General features: G+C 67.4%; 24 protein-coding genes. 20 read left to right on the forward strand and 4 right to left on the reverse strand.

Features of this window, described 5'->3' with window-relative positions; translation table 11 throughout:
• The first annotated feature begins 28 nt into the window (after window positions 1–28).
• Together ftsY and HGK58_RS06195 are read left to right on the forward strand one after the other, a co-directional pair.
• Entirely contained in the window at window positions 29–904 is an 876-nt protein-coding gene (gene ftsY, locus HGK58_RS06190; RefSeq protein WP_168626611.1) for a signal recognition particle-docking protein FtsY, read from the forward strand.
• A 25-nt stretch (window positions 905–929) separates the two neighbouring features.
• Window positions 930–1,931, forward strand: coding sequence for a TIGR03557 family F420-dependent LLM class oxidoreductase (locus tag HGK58_RS06195; RefSeq protein ID WP_168626613.1), 1,002 nt, complete (start codon window positions 930–932; stop codon window positions 1,929–1,931).
• A 4-nt stretch (window positions 1,932–1,935) separates the two neighbouring features.
• Here HGK58_RS06195 and HGK58_RS06200 read toward each other — a convergent pair whose 3' ends face one another.
• Entirely contained in the window at window positions 1,936–2,454 is a 519-nt protein-coding gene (locus HGK58_RS06200; RefSeq protein ID WP_168626614.1) for a gamma carbonic anhydrase family protein, read from the reverse strand.
• 59 nt (window positions 2,455–2,513) lie between these two features.
• Here HGK58_RS06200 and ffh point away from each other — a divergent pair, with 59 nt between their 5' ends.
• The gene (gene ffh / locus HGK58_RS06205; protein ID WP_168626615.1) at window positions 2,514–4,070 is read left to right on the forward strand and encodes a signal recognition particle protein; all 1,557 of its coding nucleotides are present in this window, start codon (window positions 2,514–2,516) and stop codon (window positions 4,068–4,070) included.
• Between the two features lie 6 nt (window positions 4,071–4,076).
• Here ffh and HGK58_RS06210 read toward each other — a convergent pair whose 3' ends face one another.
• Complete coding sequence (locus HGK58_RS06210; protein ID WP_168626617.1) at window positions 4,077–5,237, reverse strand: glycosyltransferase family 1 protein; 1,161 nt, start codon at window positions 5,235–5,237, stop codon at window positions 4,077–4,079.
• Window positions 5,238–5,382: 145 nt separating this feature from the next.
• Here HGK58_RS06210 and HGK58_RS06215 point away from each other — a divergent pair, with 145 nt between their 5' ends.
• The 7 genes from HGK58_RS06215 to trmD all read left to right on the forward strand — a co-directional run bounded on the left by HGK58_RS06215 (window position 5,383) and on the right by trmD (window position 10,293).
• Complete coding sequence (locus HGK58_RS06215; RefSeq protein WP_168626619.1) at window positions 5,383–6,228, forward strand: META domain-containing protein; 846 nt, start codon at window positions 5,383–5,385, stop codon at window positions 6,226–6,228.
• Between the two features lie 9 nt (window positions 6,229–6,237).
• The gene (locus HGK58_RS06220; RefSeq protein ID WP_168626620.1) at window positions 6,238–7,041 is read left to right on the forward strand and encodes an LLM class F420-dependent oxidoreductase; all 804 of its coding nucleotides are present in this window, start codon (window positions 6,238–6,240) and stop codon (window positions 7,039–7,041) included.
• A gap of 85 nt (window positions 7,042–7,126) precedes the next feature.
• Window positions 7,127–8,080, forward strand: coding sequence for a DMT family transporter (locus HGK58_RS06225; protein ID WP_349236144.1), 954 nt, complete (start codon window positions 7,127–7,129; stop codon window positions 8,078–8,080).
• A gap of 129 nt (window positions 8,081–8,209) precedes the next feature.
• Entirely contained in the window at window positions 8,210–8,743 is a 534-nt protein-coding gene (gene rpsP, locus HGK58_RS06230) for a 30S ribosomal protein S16 (RefSeq protein ID WP_168626621.1), read from the forward strand.
• A 3-nt stretch (window positions 8,744–8,746) separates the two neighbouring features.
• Window positions 8,747–8,983 carry an RNA-binding protein gene (locus tag HGK58_RS06235; RefSeq protein ID WP_168626623.1) on the forward strand — a complete coding sequence of 79 codons (237 nt, stop codon included), beginning with the start codon at window positions 8,747–8,749 and terminating at the stop codon, window positions 8,981–8,983.
• Between the two features lies 1 nt (window position 8,984).
• Complete coding sequence (gene rimM / locus HGK58_RS06240; RefSeq protein WP_168626624.1) at window positions 8,985–9,599, forward strand: ribosome maturation factor RimM; 615 nt, start codon at window positions 8,985–8,987, stop codon at window positions 9,597–9,599.
• Between the two features lie 10 nt (window positions 9,600–9,609).
• Window positions 9,610–10,293: a tRNA (guanosine(37)-N1)-methyltransferase TrmD gene (trmD, locus tag HGK58_RS06245; protein ID WP_168626625.1), complete on the forward strand. Its 684-nt coding sequence runs from the start codon at window positions 9,610–9,612 to the stop codon at window positions 10,291–10,293.
• A 6-nt stretch (window positions 10,294–10,299) separates the two neighbouring features.
• On the opposite strand, the gene map is transcribed toward trmD, so the two are convergent.
• The gene (gene map / locus HGK58_RS06250) at window positions 10,300–11,067 is read right to left on the reverse strand and encodes a type I methionyl aminopeptidase (RefSeq protein WP_168626626.1); all 768 of its coding nucleotides are present in this window, start codon (window positions 11,065–11,067) and stop codon (window positions 10,300–10,302) included.
• Window positions 11,068–11,105: 38 nt separating this feature from the next.
• Here map and HGK58_RS06255 point away from each other — a divergent pair, with 38 nt between their 5' ends.
• The 5 genes from HGK58_RS06255 (at window position 11,106) to HGK58_RS06275 (ending at window position 13,898) form a co-directional block, all read left to right on the forward strand.
• Entirely contained in the window at window positions 11,106–11,561 is a 456-nt protein-coding gene (locus HGK58_RS06255; protein ID WP_168626627.1) for an MFS transporter, read from the forward strand.
• A 177-nt stretch (window positions 11,562–11,738) separates the two neighbouring features.
• On the forward strand, window positions 11,739–12,089 hold the full coding sequence (gene rplS, locus HGK58_RS06260) for a 50S ribosomal protein L19 (RefSeq protein ID WP_168626628.1): 351 nt from the start codon (window positions 11,739–11,741) through the stop codon (window positions 12,087–12,089).
• Window positions 12,090–12,149: 60 nt separating this feature from the next.
• The gene (gene lepB, locus HGK58_RS06265; protein WP_168626629.1) at window positions 12,150–12,896 is read left to right on the forward strand and encodes a signal peptidase I; all 747 of its coding nucleotides are present in this window, start codon (window positions 12,150–12,152) and stop codon (window positions 12,894–12,896) included.
• A gap of 2 nt (window positions 12,897–12,898) precedes the next feature.
• The gene (locus HGK58_RS06270; RefSeq protein ID WP_168626630.1) at window positions 12,899–13,564 is read left to right on the forward strand and encodes a ribonuclease HII; all 666 of its coding nucleotides are present in this window, start codon (window positions 12,899–12,901) and stop codon (window positions 13,562–13,564) included.
• 10 nt (window positions 13,565–13,574) lie between these two features.
• The gene (locus tag HGK58_RS06275) at window positions 13,575–13,898 is read left to right on the forward strand and encodes a DUF2469 family protein (RefSeq protein ID WP_168626631.1); all 324 of its coding nucleotides are present in this window, start codon (window positions 13,575–13,577) and stop codon (window positions 13,896–13,898) included.
• A gap of 1 nt (window position 13,899) precedes the next feature.
• Here the strand turns inward: HGK58_RS06275 and HGK58_RS06280 are convergent, their stop codons facing one another.
• Window positions 13,900–15,135, reverse strand: a complete 1,236-nt coding sequence (locus tag HGK58_RS06280; protein ID WP_168626632.1) for an alanine racemase — start codon at window positions 15,133–15,135, stop codon at window positions 13,900–13,902.
• Window positions 15,136–15,241: 106 nt separating this feature from the next.
• Between HGK58_RS06280 and HGK58_RS06285 the strand changes: the two genes are divergently transcribed.
• From HGK58_RS06285 to HGK58_RS06305, 5 genes are all read left to right on the forward strand, one after another.
• Window positions 15,242–15,571, forward strand: a complete 330-nt coding sequence (locus tag HGK58_RS06285) for a cupin domain-containing protein (RefSeq protein ID WP_168626633.1) — start codon at window positions 15,242–15,244, stop codon at window positions 15,569–15,571.
• Between the two features lie 109 nt (window positions 15,572–15,680).
• Entirely contained in the window at window positions 15,681–16,037 is a 357-nt protein-coding gene (locus tag HGK58_RS06290; RefSeq protein WP_168626634.1) for a YraN family protein, read from the forward strand.
• Window positions 16,037–17,572: a YifB family Mg chelatase-like AAA ATPase gene (locus tag HGK58_RS06295; RefSeq protein WP_168626635.1), complete on the forward strand. Its 1,536-nt coding sequence runs from the start codon at window positions 16,037–16,039 to the stop codon at window positions 17,570–17,572. The genes HGK58_RS06290 and HGK58_RS06295 overlap by 1 nt, the downstream gene beginning before the upstream one ends.
• Window positions 17,569–18,780 carry a DNA-processing protein DprA gene (dprA, locus tag HGK58_RS06300; protein ID WP_168626636.1) on the forward strand — a complete coding sequence of 404 codons (1,212 nt, stop codon included), beginning with the start codon at window positions 17,569–17,571 and terminating at the stop codon, window positions 18,778–18,780. The genes HGK58_RS06295 and dprA overlap by 4 nt, the downstream gene beginning before the upstream one ends.
• 28 nt (window positions 18,781–18,808) lie before the next feature.
• Window positions 18,809–19,735: a phosphodiesterase gene (locus HGK58_RS06305; RefSeq protein WP_168626637.1), complete on the forward strand. Its 927-nt coding sequence runs from the start codon at window positions 18,809–18,811 to the stop codon at window positions 19,733–19,735.
• Window positions 19,736–19,738: the final 3 nt, after the last annotated feature.

Genomic DNA, 19,738 nt, shown 5'->3' on the forward strand with positions numbered 1-19,738 from the left:
TGGCACCGGCTTCAATAGACTCGACCCCATGGCTGAGCGCACCCCGTGGTCACTGACCGGAGCACTTCGCGGCATGTTCGCGAAGCCGACCATCGACGACAACACCTGGGAGGACCTCGAGGATGCGCTGATCACCGCCGACTTCGGTCCGGATGTCACTGACGGCGTCATCGAGGATCTGCGGGAAAAGGTGGACCGGTATCGCACGACCGACCCGGCCGACCTGAAGCGGATGTTGCGGGAGAGCCTCGAGGAGCGACTGTCGAAGCTCGACCCGACGCTGCGGCTCAGCGACCGCCCCGCGGTTGTGCTCGTCGTTGGCGTCAACGGGGTCGGCAAGACCACCACGATCGGCAAGTTCGCGAAGTTCCTGCGCAACTTCGACCGCAGTGTCGTCGTCGGGGCGGCCGACACGTTCCGCGCGGCAGCGGTCGAACAGCTGGCAACCTGGGCAGAGCGGGCTGGCGCGGACATCGTCCGTCCCCAGCAGCAGGGTCAGGACCCGGCATCCGTCGCGTTCCAGACTGTCGACAAGGCCAAGCGTGAGGGCATCGACATCGTCATCATCGACACCGCAGGTCGGCTGCAGACCAAGAGCGGTCTCATGGACGAGCTGTCGAAGATCCGCCGGGTGGTGGAGAAGCAGTCGGACATCGCCGAGGTGCTGCTAGTGCTGGATGCGACCACCGGCCAGAACGGGCTCGCGCAGGCCGAGGCGTTCATCGAGCACGCGGGCGTCACCGGGCTGGTGCTGACCAAGCTGGACGGGTCCGCGAAGGGCGGGTTCGTGCTCGCGGTGCAGGAGAAGACCGGCATTCCGATCAAGCTCATAGGGCAGGGCGAGGGCATCGGCGACCTCACCGGCTTCACGCCGCACGTTTTCGTTCAAAACCTCGTCGGCTGACCAGCGCGAGTGGAAGGATGATCGCATGAGCGACCTTCAGATCGGTTACGCGGCAATGCTGGAGCAGTTCGCACCGGCGGAGGCCGTTGCGTTGTCGGCGTTTGCCGAGGAGCACGGCTTCAGCGGCGTCATGGCGGCTGACCACTTCCAGCCGTGGGTTCCCGCCCAGGGGCAGTCCTCCTTCGTCTGGGCGATGCTCGCCGCGGTCGGGGAGCGCACCAGGGGTGACTTCGGCCCCGGCGTCACCGCGCCGACGTTCCGCTGGCATCCTGCGATGGTTGCGCAGGCATCCGCGACCCTTGCCTCGATGTATCCGGGACGACACTGGCTTGGCCTCGGGTCGGGTGAGGCGCTCAACGAGCACATCATCGGCGAGTACTGGCCGGAGGCGCCCGAGCGCATCAACCGGATGTTCGAGGCCATCGACATCATCAAGAAACTGTTCTCGGCGTCCATCGCCGGTAGGGATGTCAAGCACACCGGGCAGTACTTCAAGCTCGAGAGCACGCGGCTGTGGACGATGCCAGAGGTGGCGCCGGAGATCCTGGTTGCAACGGCCGGGCCGGTGACCGCGCGCCGCGCGGGCAAGCACGTTGACGGGCTCATCACGGTCGGCGCTCCGCTGGAGAAGATCTCGATGCTGTTCGGCAAGTTTGACGAGGGGGCCCGTGAGGCGGGGAAGGACCCATCGACGATGCCCAGGGTGCTGCAGCTGCACCTGAGCTGGGCGCCGACGACCGAAGAGGCGATGGCGAACGCGCTGCACGAGTGGCCGAACGGCGGGATGAAGTTCCCGAAGGGGGACATCCGGTCGCCGTTCGAGCTGGAGCAGATGGCGAAACTCGTGCGGCCCGAGGACTTCGAGGGGCGGATGGTCATCGACTCCGACCCGGACGTGCACCGCGCGTACATCCAGAGGTTCGTCGACCTGGGCTTCGACCGGATCTACCTGCACAACGTCGGCCGCAACCAGCGCGAATGGATCGAGGTTTTCGGTCGCGAGGTGCTGCCGAAGCTCAAGCGCTAACGCCCTACCGTCGGTGCTGCCGGCTCAGCTCCACATAGTGCGTCGCATTGCCGCGGACCTTCTTCAGCTCTTCGTCGGTCAGCGGACGGCGCACCTTGGCCGGCACACCAGCCACGAGTGAACCGGGTGGGATGACGGTGCCCTCGAGCACGACGGCGCCAGCCGCGACCAGGGACCCGGCGCCGATCACCGCACCATTGAGCACGGTCGCGCTCATCCCGATCAGGCAGTCGTCGTCGACGGTGCAGCCGTGCAGCACCGCGGCATGGCCGACGCTGACGCCCGAGCCGATCGAGGTCGGAATGCCCGTGTCGCAATGCACGACCACGTTGTCCTGCAGGTTGCTGCGCGCGCCGAGCGTGATGCTGTCGGTGTCGCCGCGCAGCACGGCTCCGTAGAACACGCTTGACTCCGAGCCGAGGTTGACGCGCCCGATCACGGTCGCATTGGGGGCGACCCACGCGGTGTCGTCGATCTGGGGCACCCCACCGTCGAACGGGAGCACAAGCGGTTCACTGGTCATGTCGCCACGATATCGCCCCGCCAGACGGACAGCCTCGATCACCTAAACTGGGCAGCACCATGGCCACTTTCGGAAACCTCACCGACCGTCTCACAGAGACGTTCAAGAAGCTGCGCGGCAAGGGCAAGCTCAGCCCAGCGGATGTCGATGGCACAGTCCGCGAAATCCGACGCGCACTGCTAGACGCTGACGTCGCCCTCGATGTCGTCAAGGAATTCACCGGGAAGGTGCGCGAGCGCGCCCTCGGCGACGAGGTCAACAAGGCGCTGAACCCGGCGCAGCAGGTCGTGCAGATCGTCAACGAGGAGCTCATCGGCATCCTCGGAGGTGAGCAGCGGCGGCTCGAGTTCGCCAAGAATCCGCCGACCGTGATCATGCTCGCGGGTCTCCAGGGTGCGGGTAAGACGACGCTCGCGGGCAAGCTCGCGAAGTGGCTCGCATCCGAGAACCACACGCCGATGCTCGTCGCAGCCGACTTGCAGCGTCCCAACGCCGTCACCCAGCTGCAGGTTGTCGGCGAACAGGCCGGCGTCAAGGTCTTCGCCCCTGAACCGGGCAACGGCGTGGGCGACCCGGTGCGTGTTGCGAAGGACGCCGTCAAGTTCGCGCAGGACAAGCAGTACGACATCGTCATCATCGACACCGCCGGACGCCTCGGCGTAGACGCGGAAATGATGAAGCAGGCCTCCGACATCCGCAAGGCGACCGCGCCGGATGAGGTGCTGTTCGTCATCGACGCGATGATCGGCCAGGACGCGGTCGCCACGGCAAAGGCATTCCAGGACGGCGTCGACTTCACCGGCGTCGTGCTCACCAAGCTCGACGGCGACGCCCGCGGTGGCGCGGCGCTGTCGGTCGCATCGGTTACCGGCCGTCCGATCATGTTCGCCTCGACCGGTGAGGGCCTCGGCGACTTCGAGCCGTTCTACCCCGACCGGATGGCAAGCCGAATTCTCGACCTCGGCGACATCCTGACCCTCATCGAGCAGGCGCAGAAGGCCATCGACGAGGAAGAGGCGCTCAAAGTCGCCGAGAAGTTCGCGACCGACACGTTCACCCTCGAGGACTTCCTGGCCCAGATGCAGCAGCTCAAGAACATGGGCTCCATCAAGGGCATGCTCGGGATGCTGCCCGGCGCGAAGGGTATGCGGCAGCAACTGGACAACTTCGACGAGCGGGAAATCACCCGCACCGAGGCGATCATCCAGTCGATGACCCCGTCGGAGCGGCGCCAGCCGAAACTGCTGAACGGGTCCCGTCGCCTGCGCATCGCGAAGGGGTCTGGCACGACCGTCACCGATGTCAACCAGCTTGTGACCCGCTTCGAGCAGGCCGCGAAGATGATGAAGACCGTCGCCAAGGGCGGTATGCCGCAGATCCCGGGAATGGGACCGATGCCGGGCGGCCGGATGAAGCAGCAGGCGAAGAAGGGCAAGAAGGGCTCCCGCTCGGGCAACCCGGCGAAGCGCGCGGCAGAAGAGGCGGCGCTCGCCGCCGGCATTCAGCCGGGCGGTGCTGGAGCGGGCGGAGCCGGTTTCGGCCTCGGCGGTGCGGCCAAGCAGGGCGGTCCGAGCGAGGAAGAGCTCGCTGCGCTGCAGAAGTTCCTCGGCCGCTAGGCGGCTCTAGCTCCGGCGAGCAGGCGCCGCAGCGCGCCATCCGGCGATCGGACGTTCCGCGTGCAGCTCGATGGCCTCGCGGTAGTGCTCGACCAGCGCGTCGCACACGCTCGACCACGACCTGTCGCGCACTGCGGTGTGCGCCGCGCTAGCAAACGCGAGCCGCTTCGCGGTGTCGCCGGCCAGGTCGGCGACGCGCTCGCGCAGCTCGTGCAGGTTGCCGGGGGAGTACAGCCATCCGGTCCGGCTGGAATCGACCAGGTCGACCGGTCCGCCGCGCCCGGTGGCGACAACCGGCACGGCGCTCGCCATCGCCTCCTGGATGGTCTGGCAGAACGTCTCCGACTCGCCCGGATGCACGAACACGTCGAAACTGGCGACCGCCCGCGCGAGGTCGTCGCCGCCAAGGAAACCCGCGAAGTGTGCTGTCGGCAGCAGCTGCTCCAACCTGGCCCGCTGCGGTCCGTCACCGACGATGGCGAGCTTGACGCCCTGCAGCGTCGCAAGCACCCGGAGGTCCTCGACCTGCTTCTCTGCGGCGAGCCGGCCGACGAAGCCCACGATGCGCTCGCCGTTTGGAGCAACCAGCTCCCGCCAGGCGTCGTCACGCTTCGCGGGCGAGAACCGTGCGCTGTCCACCCCTCGCACCCAGGTGCGCACCCGGTCGATCTGGTGCTCGCGCAACTGCCGCACCGCGTAGCTCGACGGCGCCAGGTTGAGGGTCGAGCGCTGGTGGATGCGCTGAACGTGCTGCCACAGCAGCGCCTCCGCGAACGGGAAGCCGTAGCGGGCCGCGTAGGCGGGCACATCCGTCTGGTAGATCGCGAGGGTCGGCAGATCGAGCCGTTCGGCGGCGATCATCGCCTGCCAGCCGAGCACGAAGGGCGAGGCGAGGTGCACGACATCGGGGCGGAAGGCACGCAGGCTCTTCGCGATGCGGTTCCTCGTCACCGTCGCGACCCGCACCTTCCGGTACGCGGGCAGCGCGAACGACGGGACGCCCTCGACGTTTACGCCGCCGACCGTGGCGGGCAGCTCGGCGGTGCGCGGTGCGAGCACCAGCACGTCGTCGCCGCGCGCAGCGAGGTGGTCGATCACCCGCAACAGCGAATGGGTGACGCCGTTCATGTGTGGGAGGAAGGATTCTGCGACCAGTGCGACTCTCACCCCGCCACCATCGCATCCGCCTCCGGATGTCCGGCCACGGTGCGGTGACGCGTCCACCAACCGTCGGTGAACGAATGGTGCCGTACGTGCGAGAGCCGCGAAACGTTGGGTACCGGTTGGCGAGCGCAGTCACTAGCTTTGTGCCATGAGGCGTTCCACCCTGCTTTCCTTCGCTGTCCCCGTTGCCTCGCTGGCGTTGCTGGCCGGATGCGCGAGTTCCCCCGGGGGTGCGCCGAGCGAGTCGGCGCCAAGCGGCGAGTCCGGGGCGATCGATCTCGTCGGCATGTGGCGAGTCGATGCACCACACGAGTCCGACGAGACCTGGCTGCGGCTCGACGCGGGGAGCTTCGAGCTGTGGCGCGACTGCGGCGTTGTGAGTGGATCCTGGCAGGCGGGGGAGCGCATTTTCATCGCTGACGTCCACGGGGCGCTGGAGGGATGTGTCGAGAACGGCCAGATGCCCAGGGTGGACTGGCTTGACGAGGTGACGGGCTACGAGCCCAGCGTCGACGGTTGGGAACTGCTCGACCGCTCCGGCGGTGTCATCGCCTCCCTCACCATCGACGGCACTCCGCCACCCAACCCGAACGTCAGCGACTCGATGCGCGAAGCGCCGGAGATCACCGACCGGACGCGCGAACACTTCGCCGAGCCGGCACCGTTGCCGAGCGACCTTGAGCCCGCATCTGTCGACGCGGTGGTTGGCCGCTGGCTGCCCATCGGAGCGGGCGAGGGTACGGATGCCTTCATCGAGTTCGCTGCGGATGGCAGCTACACCGGCTCCGACGGCTGCAACGGATCACAGGGTCGCTGGGCGGTGGGCGCGGACGGTGAATGGCTCGCCACCGCCGGCCCATCCACCCTCATCGCGTGCGACGGTGCGCCAACCGCGTTCTGGGCATCCGGCGCCCGCCACGCTGGCTTCGACGGCGAAGCGCTCGTCTTCGTCGACGCATCCGGAGTCGAGCTGGGGCGAGTGCAGCCAGCCTAGGCTTGGGGCATGCCCACGCGTCCCATCCGCATCGGCGTGCAACTCGCGCCGCAGCACGCACCATATGCGGCCATCCGCGACGCCGTCATCGAGCTCGAGGAGCTGGGCGTCGACATCATCTTCAATTGGGACCACTTCTTCCCGCTGTCCGGTGAGCGCGACGGCCTGCACTTCGAGTCATGGACGATGCTCGCCGCCATCGCCGAGCAGACCAGCCGGGTCGAACTCGGCGCTCTCGTGAACTGCAATAGCTACCGCAACCCCAGCCTGCAAGCAGACATGGCACGCACCATCGACCACATCAGCGCCAAGGGCGGCACCGGCCGGTTCATCTTCGGCACCGGCGCCGGATGGTTCTGGCGCGACTACACGGAGTATGGCTACGAGTTCGGCACGCCGGGAACCCGCATCGCCGCGCTCGCTCGCGACCTGCCCATCATCAAGGAGCGCTGGACCAGGCTCAACCCGCAGCCGACCCGCCCCATCCCGATCCTGATCGGCGGTGGCGGCGAGAAGAAGACGCTGCGGATTGTCGCAGAGCACGCCGACATCTGGCACAGCTTCAGCGACGTGCCGACCCTGGAGCGCAAGCTCGGTGTCCTCGCCGAGCACGGTCGCGCGGTCGACCGGGACACCTCGCAGATCGAGATCTCAACGGAACTCAGACGCCGCACACCAGAGGAGGCCGACGAACTCGTCGACCTCGGCGCCACACTGTTCACGCTCGGACTGTCTGGCCCGCACTACAACCTCGACATGGTCAGGGACTGGCTCTCCTGGCGGGATGGGCACCGCTCGAAGTTGGCTTCCTGATCGTTCCTGCCAACCCTCACACGCCTTCTGCCAGAGTCAACGGTGCGGTCAAAGGTTGTCGCCGGTCACGACTAGCGTGAGTCAGGTGACTTCGACCATGAAACGCGACGCAGCTCCGACACCGGCATCCGGCGTCACACCGCTCGTGCTCGTCGCGATCATTGTGACGGTGCTCGCCTGGGCGAGCGCGTTCATCGTGATTCGCGGAGTCGCGCCGCACTTCAGCGGCGGTGGTCTCGCCCTCGGTCGACTGGTCGTCGGCACGGTGTTGCTCGCGCTGCTGCTTATCGGCAAGCGCTGGGTGAAGCCGACCGGGCGCGAGTGGGTCCTGATCCTCGTGTTCGGCATTGCCTGGTTCGGGCTCTACAACGTCGCTCTCAACATCGCAGAGCAGACGCTCGATGCGGGGACGAGCGCCATGATCGTGAACATCGCACCCATCCTGATCGCCCTCGGTGCGGGAGTGTTCCTGGGGGAGCGGGTGCCGAAGTGGCTCATCGTCGGCACCAGTGTCGCCTTCTTCGGCGTCATCCTGATCGGGATCGCATCCGGTGCCAGCCTCGGCGGCGGAGCGGGCATCTGGTGGTGCCTGCTCGCTGCAGTCACCTACTCGATCGGCGTGCTGTGCCAGAAGCCGGTCCTGAAGTCGCTGCCAGCATCGCAGGTGACCTGGATGGGCGCGGCCATCGGCACGATCGCCTGCCTCCCGTTCACCGGCAACCTGATCAGCGAGGTGCAGGCCGCGCCGATCGAGGCCGTGCTCGGAATGATCTACCTCGGCGCCGTCCCGACCGCGCTCGCCTTCAGCACCTGGGCCTACGCCCTCGGCCGAATGCCGGCCAGCCAGCTCGGCGTCACCACCTATGTGGTGCCAGCGCTCGTCATCCTGCTCGGCTGGCTCGTCTTCAGCGAGATCCCCGCTCCGCTCGCGATCGTCGGTGGCGCGCTGTGCCTGGTCGGCGTGGCGGTGTCCCGGATGCGTCCGCGTCGCCCGGAATCGACGCCGGTTCCCGCGAGCGCCGGAAATCTGTCAGAATAGTAAGTCGAGTCCCGGCCCGCCCGACCCTCTATCAGGCTGGCCGCAAGACCCCATCAGAGCTTTTGAGCCGAGTGTGCCCCCACGCCCACGGCGCTCAGTTCAACCAACTATTGAATCAATCGGAGAATTGTGGCTGTAAAGATTCGCCTCAAGCGCCTGGGCAAGATCCGGGCACCCTACTACCGCATCGTCGTCGCCGACTCGCGCACCAAGCGTGACGGTCGCGTGATCGAGGAGATCGGCAAGTACCACCCCACCGAGGAGCCCTCGGTCATCGAGATCAAGTCCGACCGTGCGCAGTACTGGCTCAGCGTCGGCGCGCAGCCGACCGAGCAGGTCATGGCGCTGCTGAAGCTCACCGGCGACTGGGGCACCTTCAAGGGTGAGAAGAACCCCACCAACACGGTGCGCACCGCCGAGGCCAAGCCCGAGTTCCAGGCGGACGAGAAGAAGAAGCCCGTCCTGAAGCCCAAGGAAGAGAAGAAGCCGGCCAAGGCCGAAGCCGAAGAGGCAGCCACCACCGGTGACGAGGTCGCCACCGAGGCAGCTCCCGCCGAGGCCGAGGTTGCTGACGCCGCCCCCGCCCCCGCCGAGGAGACGGCCGAGCAGGCCGCGGGCTCCGAGGCCGACGCCGCTGCCGCGGCTGAGCCGGGCAAGGAATAACCGTTGCTTGCTGCCGCTCTGGAGCACCTCGTGAAGGGGATCGTCGACAACCCTGACGATGTTCAGGTTGTCGCAAAGAACTCGCCACGCGGCGAGATCCTCGAGGTTCGTGTCAACCCGGATGACCTCGGTCGTGTGATCGGCCGTTCCGGCCGCACCGCCAAGGCGCTCCGCACGCTGGTCAGCGCACTCGCCGACGGCCGCAAGGTGCGCGTCGACGTGCTCGACACCGATTCCTAGAGTGGCATCAGCAGAGAACAACCGGCTTCGGGTTGGTCGACTCACCAAGGCTCACGGCCTCAAGGGAGCGATCAAGATCGAGCTGTATACCGACGAGCCGGAGAAGCGGTTCGTGCCGGGGGCGCGATTCTGGTTGCAAGTGCCGGAATCGTCCCCCTGGCATGGCAAATCGATCGAACTGACCGAGCTGCGCTACTACAACACCCAGCCGGTCGCCTTCTTCGAAGGGATCGGCGACCGCACCGCGGCTGAGTCCCTCATCAAGGCGATCCTGCTTGTCGATCACGACCCGGCAGAACTGCCGGAGGAGGACGACGCCTGGTACGACCACCAGCTGGTCGGGCTGGGGGTCGTGCGCGAAGGCGAGACCGTCGGAACGGTCGCGCGGCTGGAGCACCTGCCCGCGCAGGACCTGCTGGTCGTCCAGACCGAGTCCGGCGAGGTGATGGTGCCGTTCGTCAAGGCGATCGTGCCCAGCGTCGACCTCGCCGCGGGCATCCTCACCGTCACGCCGCCGGCGGGCCTGTTCGAGGCACTGCCGGAGGATGCGTCGGAAGCGGAGACGGCGACACCCGCCGATGGCGACGCGGCCACCGGGGAACCGACCGCACCGTAGGCTCGTGCCCATGCGCATCGACATCGTCACGATTTTCCCCGAGTTCTTCTCGGTGCTGGACGTGTCGTTGCTCGGCAAGGCGCGCGCATCCGGTCTCATCGAACTGGGCGTGCACGACCTGCGCGACTTCACGCGCGATCGTCACCGTACCGTCGACGACACGCCATACGGCGGCGGCGCAGGCATGGTGATGAAGCCCGAACCGTGGGGTGAAGCGCTGGATGGCATCCTCGAGGGCGATGCTGTTGTGGTATTCCCGTCGCCCGCCGGAGAGCCGTTCACGCAGGCGATGGCACGCGAGCTGGCCGACGAGCAGCACCTGGTCTTCGGATGCGGGCGGTACGAGGGCATCGATGAGCGCGTGGTCGAGCACACCGCGACGCGTGCGCGCGTGCGCATGGTCAGCCTCGGCGACTACGTGCTGAACGGGGGAGAGGTCGCCGCGATGGCGATGATCGAGGCGATCGGTCGGCTCATCCCGGGCGTTGTCGGCAACCCGGAGAGCCTCGTCGAGGAGTCGCACAGCGACGGCCTGCTCGAATATCCGAGCTACACCAAGCCGGCCGAATGGCGTGGCCTGAGCGTGCCGCCGGTGCTGCTCAGCGGCAACCACGCGGCCATCGCCGCCTGGCGCCGCGAGCAGCAGCTGGAGCGGACCCGACGCGTCCGCCCAGACCTGCTCCCACCCGAGTGACCCGAGTCAGTCGCGCGCGGTCAGCACCAGCGGGCCGTCGTCGGTGATGGCGATGGTGTGCTCTGCGTGCGCAGCGCGTGAGCCGTCGACGCTCCGCAGCGTCCAGCCGTCGGCATCCGTGTAGAGCCGGTCGGTGCCGAGCATGAACCACGGCTCGATCGCGAAGACCAGGCCGGGCTTCAGCGGGAAACCCCGGCCGGGGCGTCCGTCATTGGGCACGTGCGGGTCACCGTGCATGGTGCGCCCGACGCCATGACCACCGAAGTCGGTGTTGATGGACAAGCCAGCCGCGCGGGCCACCTCGCCGATCGCCGATGACACGTCGCCCATCCGGTTGCCGACGCGCGCCGCCTCGATGCCCGCCGCCAGCGCTTGTTCCGTCGTCTCGATGAGCGCCAGGTCCTCCGCGCGCGGTGTGCCGACGACCAGGGACACCGCCGAGTCCGCGACCCAGCCGTCGACGGATGCGGCGAAGTCGATGCTGAGCAGGTCGCCGTCCTGCAGCCGGTAGTTGTGGGGCAGCCCGTGCAGTGCGGCGTCGTTGACCGATGTGCACAGCACCTTCCCGAACGGCATGGCACCGAACGAAGGGTGATAGTCGATGTAGGTGCTGACGGCACCGCGCCTACGGATTAGATCGTGAGCAAGCGCGTCGAGTTCGAGGAGGTTCACGCCGACGTCGGCTGCCTTCCGCAGCTCGCCCAGCACCTCGGCGACGAAGGCTCCCGCCGGTCGCATCTGCTCTAGTTCCGTCGCGGTTCTCAACTCGATCATCCAGCCATTCTTCACGATCCCCCGCCTAGGCTTGGTGCATGTTGGTGAGGCGCGGGTTCTACTGGGCGCAGTTCGGCGCGGTCATCGTCCTGCCGCTGTGGCTTCTCATCGGCCGCGGTCTGGTCTTCAGCGGCTCCGGCTGGGCGTTCGTGATGCTGCTGATCGTCGCGCCGATCCTGTTCGTCTACATGTGCCTCATCCTCGGGCTCACGCTTGCACGCAAGTCGGTTCGAGCGACGAAGGCGGTCTCTTGGATCGATGTCGCGCTGCTCGCGGTGTGGTGGCTCGTGCTGATCGCGGCAGGGTTCGTCAGGAACGACGGCATCGCCGCCATAGCGATCCTCATCTCGATTGGCGCATTCTGGCTGCAGCTGTGGCAGCTGATCCGCGAGACCCGCGACCGCTTCAACGCGGCTACCGCGCGGCTCACCGACAGCTATCCGGTGACTCCCAATCCGGATGACCCGCCCCGCATCATCCGTATCGACCAGTAGCAATCGTCGAGACGAATCGCTGCCAACTGGCGGCAGACGGCCGGTTATGACAGAATTGCTGTTTGTGCCCGCGCACGGTTCTGCCACAGGGGAGCCGGCTACGACAGGGCGCCTCTCACCTTCGAAGTTTTACCGAGCACGCCGTCGACCTGTGGCGATTGCAGGAAGCGAACCACAATGAACATCCTCGACTCAGTCGATTCGGCCTCACTTCGCAGCGACATCCCGGACTTCCGCGCCGGTGACACCGTCAAGGTGCACGTCAACATCGTTGAAGGCACGCGCAGCCGTGTCCAGGTGTTCCAGGGCGTCGTGATCGGACGTCAGGGCGAGGGTGTCCGCGAGACGTTCACGGTCCGCAAGATCAGCTTCCAGGTCGGCGTCGAGCGCAAGTTCCCGGTTCACTCGCCGGTGATCGACCGCATCGAAATCGTCACCCGCGGTGACGTTCGCCGCGCCAAGCTCTACTACCTGCGCGACCTTCGCGGCAAGAAGGCCAAGATCAAGGAAAAGCGCGAGTCCAACTAACCCCTGGTGGCCCGTGGCGCATAGGCGCCTCGTACAATGGTCCGCAAACCCAGGGGCGAGATGACTCAAGACAACCCGCCGATCGCGGCGGACGACGTCGAGGCGATCCGACGCAACCGCGCGCGGAGCGCGAGACTCTTCGCGCGGGATATCATCCTGATCTTCGCGGCAGCGATCATCATCTCGGTGTTGATCAAGACGTTCCTCATTCGCTCGTTCTACATCCCCTCCGGGTCGATGGAGAACACGCTCGAGGTCGACGACCGCATCGTCGTCAACGAACTCGTCCCCGATCTGGTGCCGATCGAGCGCGGTGACGTTGTCGTGTTCCGAGACCCCGGCGGGTGGCTCCGCCCCATGCCGGAGCCGCGGATGAACCCGATCACCGCCGGGTTCGACTGGTTCCTGGGCGTTGTCGGGCTGAGCGCATCCGACAGCAACGACCACCTCGTCAAGCGCGTCATCGGTGTGCCCGGCGACCAGGTGGTGTGCTGCAACACGTTCGGCCAGATCACCATCAATGGCGTCCCGATCGACGAGCCGTACCTGGAGCTTCCGCAGGGCGTGACGAAGGCATCCGGTGTCGACTTCGACGTCACGGTGCCCGAGGGTTCGCTCTGGGTGCTCGGCGACAACCGCTACGACTCGAAGGATTCCCGCTACAACACGACCCAGCCAGGACAGGGCTTCGTGCCGATCGATAACGTTGTCGGTCGCGCGTTCGTTGTCACCTGGCCGGTGGAGAACTGGAGCTGGATCGACAACTACCCGACGGTGTTCTCCGGCGTTGACGGAGGCGAGGGCTGACAATGGCCGTCGCTGACCCGACCCTGAAATTCGAGCGGGAATTGCATGACGGCGGCGCCCGGTTCGTGATCGGATGCGACGAGGTCGGCCGCGGGGCCATCGCGGGCCCGGTCGCGGTCGGCCTGTGCGTCGTGGACCGCGAACGCGGCCCTGTGCCCAAGGGCCTGCGGGACTCGAAGATGCTCGCCGAGCCGAAACGCGAGGCACTCGCGCCGCTTGCGGCAGCCTGGGCCCGGTTCTCCGCGGTCGGACTCGCGAGCGCCGATGAGATCGACCGGTTCGGCATCATGGCTGCGCTGGCCATGGCGGGCAAACGCGCCCTCGAGGCCATCGCCGATGCCGGCATCCCGATCGAGGAGTCGGTCGTGCTGCTGGACGGCCACTACGACTGGCTGAACCCTGGACTGGGCAGCTCCCGGGTGAAGCTGACCACCCGGGTCAAGGCCGACCGAGATTGCGCATCCGTCTCCGCCGCATCCGTCATCGCCAAGGTGCACCGCGACCGCATGATGATCGAATCCGACGTCCGCTGGCCCGGCTACTCGTGGACCAGCAACAAGGGTTACGGCTCGAGCGAGCACTACGAGGCCATCGATCGGTTGGGTCCGAGCGTGCTGCACCGTCTGAGTTGGCTGAGGCAGCCAGCACTCGACATTGCGGACGCCTAGGATTGGGTGGATGGAAGACGACGACTTTGAGGACTACGACCGTGAGGTCGAATTGGCGCTGTTCCGTGAGTACCGGGACGTTGTTGCGCAGTTCCGCTACGTCGTCGAGACGGAGCGGCGCTTTTACCTGGCCAACGAGGTCGACCTCGTGCGCCGCGACACCGAGCACGACTTCTACTTCGAACTGACGATGCACGACGTGTGGGTCTGGGACGTCTACCGCTCCGACCGGTTCGTGAAGAGCGTCCGCGTGCTCACGTTCAAGGACGTCAACGTCGAGGAGTTGAGCGCCAAGGAGCTCGAGCTGCCGCAGGAGCTCGCGCTCGACGAGTGACCTAGAAGTAGGTCTTCACCGCGTCGACGACGCGATAGTTGGGGTCGACGACCGGGATCAGCCGCCATTTGTCGAATGCGGTGCACGGATGCGAGATGCCGAACGCGATCAGGTCGCCGACCGCGAGGGCGGTGCCCGCCGTGATGCGGAGGTGCGCGTGTTGGTCGCTCACCCGCTCGATCGTGATGCCGGATGCCTGGCGCCGCGCATCCGGGGACCCGACGGTGAGCGGCATCGGCAGGCCGGCGTCGAACGGAGCATCGCGTCTACCGAAGTTCGCGATGGCAAGGCCGGGTTCCGGGGTGGAGATGACCTGGGCCCACAGTTCGAAGGCCGGTTCCAGCTCGGTGCCGTCGAGGGTGGGGCTGCTGTTCGCGTACAGGCCGTGGTCGTGGGTGAGGTAGCAGCCGCTGCGCAGGATCACCCGCACATCGGCGTCGTGTGACCAGCCGCGGCGCGTGAACGCGCCGATCACCAGGTCGAAGTGGGCGCTGCCGCCGAAAGTGGCGATGGGCTCCTCGACGTAGCCGTCCGAGATCATCGCGTCGAGCAGCTGCGCCGCCGACTCGAGGTAGCCGGCGATCGCGCGCCGCTGACCGTCGCCCTCGCCGGGCATGACGCCCTCGAATCCCTCGACGCCGCGAAGCCGGAGACCGCGTTCCCCCGAAATGCGCTGGGCGAGGGAGAGTGCCTGCTCGGTCGTGCGGCATCCGGCGCGCCCGCCTCGGTAGCCGAGTTCGATGAGCAACTGGACCGGTGTTTCGGCGTCGCGCGTGTGCTCGATGATTCGGTCGACGGCCGCGTGCGAGTCGACGCACAGCAGTACCTCAGCGCCGTCACGCTGCACCTCGGCGATCCACTGGAGGTCCCCGGCTGCGATGACCTCGTTTGCGATGAGGATGCGCCGGGCACCGCTGGCCGCGAACACCTTGGCCTGCGCGACCGATGCGACGGTGACCGCCCACGCTCCGGCATCCTGTTGCCTCCACCACAGCTGCGGGCTCAGGTGGGTTTTGCCGTGCGGGGCAAGCTCGACGCCGTGCCGCTCGCAGTAGTCCGCCATCGCCTGCAGGTTGTGCTCGAGCGCGTCGTCGCGCAGCACGAGCATCGGCAGACTCAGGTCCGTGAGAGTCCACCGGTGTTCGCGGACCGAGCCGACGGTGCCGCCGATATCAGGGAACCCGCGCTCGCGCCAGGTGATCGGCTCGTCGAGGACGACTCGGTGGGACTGCTGCACTGCGACTCCCCAGTGGTTGGCGTGCCTCTACGGTAGCCCCGCCAGACCCGCCCAGGTGGCCCGCTTCGAGCACCCAGGGCCGGCGCGCTTGACTAGAGTCGCTGTCATGTACGACGTGACTGCTGCGGATTCGATCGTTCTCACCTACGAGCCTGTGCCGGAAACGCAGGTGGTTGCGGGCAGGCCCCGGGTCGGCAGTGCTGAGCTTCACGAGTTGGACGGGCACTCGGTGGGCGTCTGGGAGCTGACCGTCGGGGCCATGGCGGATGTCGAGATCGACGAGGTGTTCGTGGTGCTTTTCGGCGCGGCGACGGTCGAGTTCGTTGACGAGGGTCGCAGCATCACGCTCGGACCCGGGTCGGTCGGTCGGTTGAGTGCGGGCCAGCGCACCATCTGGACCGTCACCGAGACCCTGCGCAAGGTGTATTTCGCCTGACCTCGGACCACCCGTCGTCACGTCCTCCACACGGAACCGGCGCGACTGCACGTCCACCGCTCGGGCCGTTCGTCGCGTGAGAGACAGTGGCCCGGCTGACCCTTGACCCATGGCGGCGAAAGACGAGCTGGGCAGGCGTGGCGAACATCTTGCGGCCGAATATCTTCAGGCGCTCGGCTTCGCGATCATCGACCGCAATTGGCGGTGCACCGACGGTGAGATCGACCTCGTCGCCCGCGATGGCAACGAGACGGTCTTCGTCGAGGTCAAGACTCGCGCAGGGCTCGGCTTCGGGCATCCGTTCGAGGCGATCACCGCCCGCAAGCTCGCGCGACTGCGCCGCCTCGCGTCGCAGTGGTGCCGGGCGCACCCCGACGTCACCGGGTTGGTGCGCATCGACGCGGTCGCGGTGGTCGCGCCTCGGGGCGAGGGGCCGACCATCGAGCACCTGTCGAGGATCTTCTGATGTCGGTTGGCCGCACCCATTCGGTGTCGCTCATCGGCTTGCACGGCGAGATCGTCGAGGTTGAAGCGGTCTTCTCCGCGCAACTGCCGAAGTTCGTCATCATCGGCCTGCCGGATGCGGCGCTCGGCGAGGCACGCGACCGGGTGTTGCCGGCTGCCGCGAATTCCGGATGCGAGCTGCCGAGCCGCCGGCTGACCGTCAACCTGTCGCCTGCGGCGCTGCCGAAGCAGGGATCCGGGTTCGACCTTGCGATCGCGCTGGCAGCCATCGCCGCGACCGGTGCGATCGCCTCCGAGTCGATCGATCGAGTGGTGCACCTGGGCGAGCTCGGACTGGATGGCCGATTGCGGCCGATCAACGGCATCCTGCCCGCGGTGTCCGCCGTTGCGGCGGCGGGCTTCGAGACGGTCATGGTACCCAGCGGAAACGTCGATGAGGCGGAGCTGGTTCCGGGGGTTCGCGTGATCGGGGTCCCGAGCCTGCGCGATGCTGCGATCTGGCACGGCGGGGAGTATGAGCCGATCCCGGTCGAGCCGTTGATGCGCGGCGGGGTAGACGATCCAGAGGAGGATCATCGCGACCTCGCCGATGTCATCGGCAACCCGGAGGCGGTCGAGGCGATGGTGGTGGCCGCCGCCGGCGGTCACCATGTATTCCTGCTCGGCCCGCCCGGCTCCGGCAAGACCATGCTCGCCGAGCGGTTGCCCGGTCTCCTGCCTGACCTCGACCCGGTGAGCGCGCTCGAGGTCAGCTCGGTGCGCTCGCTGGCTGGCTTGCCGGTTGGCCGCGAATTGGCCCGCAGGCCACCGCTCGAAGCGCCGCACCACACCGCGACCGCCGCGGCGTTGATCGGAGGGGGCACCAAGCAGATCAGGCCGGGGGCGGCAGCGCGAGCAAGTGGGGGAGTCCTCTTCTTGGACGAAGCGCCGGAGTTCAACGTGAACGTGCTCGACGCGCTTCGGCAGCCGCTCGAATCCGGGGTGATCTCGATCCACAGGGCCAACGCCATCGCACAGTATCCGGGTCGATTCCAGCTGGTGCTCGCAGCCAACCCGTGCCCATGCGGACAGTACGGCTCGCGGGATTCCGACTGCACCTGCACTCCGAGTGTGCGTCGCCGCTATCTCGCGAGGCTGTCCGGGCCGCTGCTCGACCGGATCGACATCCAGGTGCGGGTCCCGCGCATCACGTCGGCGCAGCTTCGGACAGCGGATGACGCGCGGCGGCTCTCATCGCGAGCTGCGCGTGAGCGTGTGATCGCGGCCAGGGCACGAGCGGCGCATCGCCTGGCCAGCACGCCATGGACGATCAACGCCCAGGTTCCCGGCTACTGGTTGCGGCATCCGTCACGACGTCTCGGGCCGGTTGCGACCGCATCCATCGACCGGGCGCTGGAACGGGGCGGTATCACGATGCGCGGCTACGACAGGGTGCTGCGGCTCGGCTGGACGCTCGCCGACCTCGAGGGAGCCGAAGCGCCGAGCGCGGATCACATCGGAAGAGCACTGTTCCTGAGAAAGGCGATGGCATCATGACCACTTTCGGGCTGAAGAACGCGGAGATCGCCCAACACGTCCGAGCGGTCGCGCGCGACGACCTCGACGCCGACGAACTGTTCGACCGCTTCGCGCGGGCAGCCTGGACCGGGATCGCCGAGCCCGGGGACCGTGCGGCCGGTGTGCTCGTCGGCATGCTCGGCGCGGCGAGCGCTCTCGACGCGGTGATCGCCCGAACCTCGGTCGATGCCATCGTCGAGAGGGTCCGCGGCGAACTCACCCCGATGGAGACCACCGAGGCCATCGCCAGATGGCAACCCCGTTTGCAGGCACGGGCAACAATCATCGCGTTGAAGCAGGCGGCCCGCTACGGCGTCCGGCTGGTCGTACCGAGCGACACGGTATGGCCGGCCGGACTTGACGACCTCGGCCCACACGCGCCAATCGCGCTCTGGTTGCGCGGGAACGAGTCGACCCTCGCGACGACGCAGTCCTCGATTGCGCTGGTCGGTGCGCGGGCCGCCACCGGCTACGGAGAGCACGTGACCATGGAAGCGTCGGCCGGGCTGGTCGATCGCGGGTACACGATCGTCTCCGGCGCCGCCTACGGCATCGACGGGATGGCGCACAGAGCCGCCCTCGCCAGTTCCGGTCAGACGATCGCCGTGCTCGCCGGTGGGGTGGACCGCTTCTACCCGAGCGGTCACGAGGCGCTGCTCACCAGGATCGTGAACGACGGCGCCGTCGTCTCCGAACTGCCGTGCGGGGCCGCGCCGACCAAATGGCGGTTCCTGCAACGCAACAGGTTGATCGCGGCGATGAGCCTCGCCACGGTCGTGCTCGAGGCCGGCTGGCGCTCCGGATCGCTCAACACCGCCGGCCACGCTTCGGCGTTGGGTCGCCCACTGGGAGCGGTGCCCGGCCCGGTGACCTCCGCCGCCTCATCCGGATGCCACCGGCTGATCCGCGAATTCGATGCGATCTGCGTCACCAGCGCGGAGGAGATGGCCGAACTCGCGCCGCTCAGCGAACACCGGCCGACCCAGGCGCACACCGAGGTGCCGCTTCCCGGTCTCGACAGCGACCAAGCGCGTTTGCGCGACGCCATGAGCAACCGGGCGGCACGGCCCGTCGTCGACCTCGCAGCGCGATCCGGGCTCTCGGTTGCCCAGGTGCAGTCGATGCTCGGCACGATGGAACTGGAGGGCAGGGCGGCAGAGCGGGAGGCAGGCTGGGTGCGACTCTGACCTTGCCGCCACCCCCTAGTCTGGTGTCGTGATTCAGGTTGGACAGTACCCAGCGCCCTCGCACGTCGTCGCCCACATCAGCGACACCCATTTACTGGCTGGCGGCGCTCCGCTGTACGGGAAAGTGGCGACCGACGCGCACCTGAAGCAGGCGCTCGAACAGTTGGAGCGGTCGAGCATCCGCCCGGATGCGCTCGTCTTCACTGGCGACCTCGCCGACCTGGGCGAACCGGATGCCTACACGCGACTGCGCGGCATCGTCGAGCCGGTGGCCGAGCGGCTCGGCGCGCAGCTCATCTGGGTGATGGGCAACCACGATGAGCGACTCCAGTACTCGGCCGAACTGTTCGACGAGACCCCGAACGACGCGCCGCAGGACCGGGTGTACGACGTGAACGGGCTGCGCATCATCTCCTTCGACACGAGCGTGCCCGGGTACCACCACGGCGACGTCACCGACGACCAGCTCGCCTGGCTCGAGGACGTCCTCCGGACCCCGGCGCCGCACGGCACACTGCTGGCAGTCCACCACCCGCCCATCCCCACACCCCTGCTCGAGGCGATGGGCATGCTGGAGCTGCGGGACCAGAGCCGGCTCGAGCGCGTCATCCGCGGGACCGACGTGCGCGCAGTGCTCGCCGGGCACCTGCACTACTCGACGCACAGCACGTTCGCGGGCGTCCCGGTGTCGGTGGCGGCGGCAACCTGCTACACCCTCGACCTCACCGCAGAGCAGCGGCTGCTGTCCGGCGTCGACTTCGGGCAGTCGATGACCATCGTGCACGTCTACGAGGACCGCACCGTGCATTCCATCGTCCCCGTAGGGAGCCCGGAGGAGATCACCGGGCAGCCGGACAGCGCGTGGGACGTCATCGAGTCCATGACCCCAGAGCAGCGCGAGCAGATGTTCTCCGCCAAGCGTTCACCGTTCAACCTCGGCGAGCAGGCCGACTGACGA

It is taken from the genome of Cryobacterium sp. BB307 (genome assembly GCF_012274275.1).
Lineage (GTDB): Bacteria > Actinomycetota > Actinomycetes > Actinomycetales > Microbacteriaceae > Terrimesophilobacter.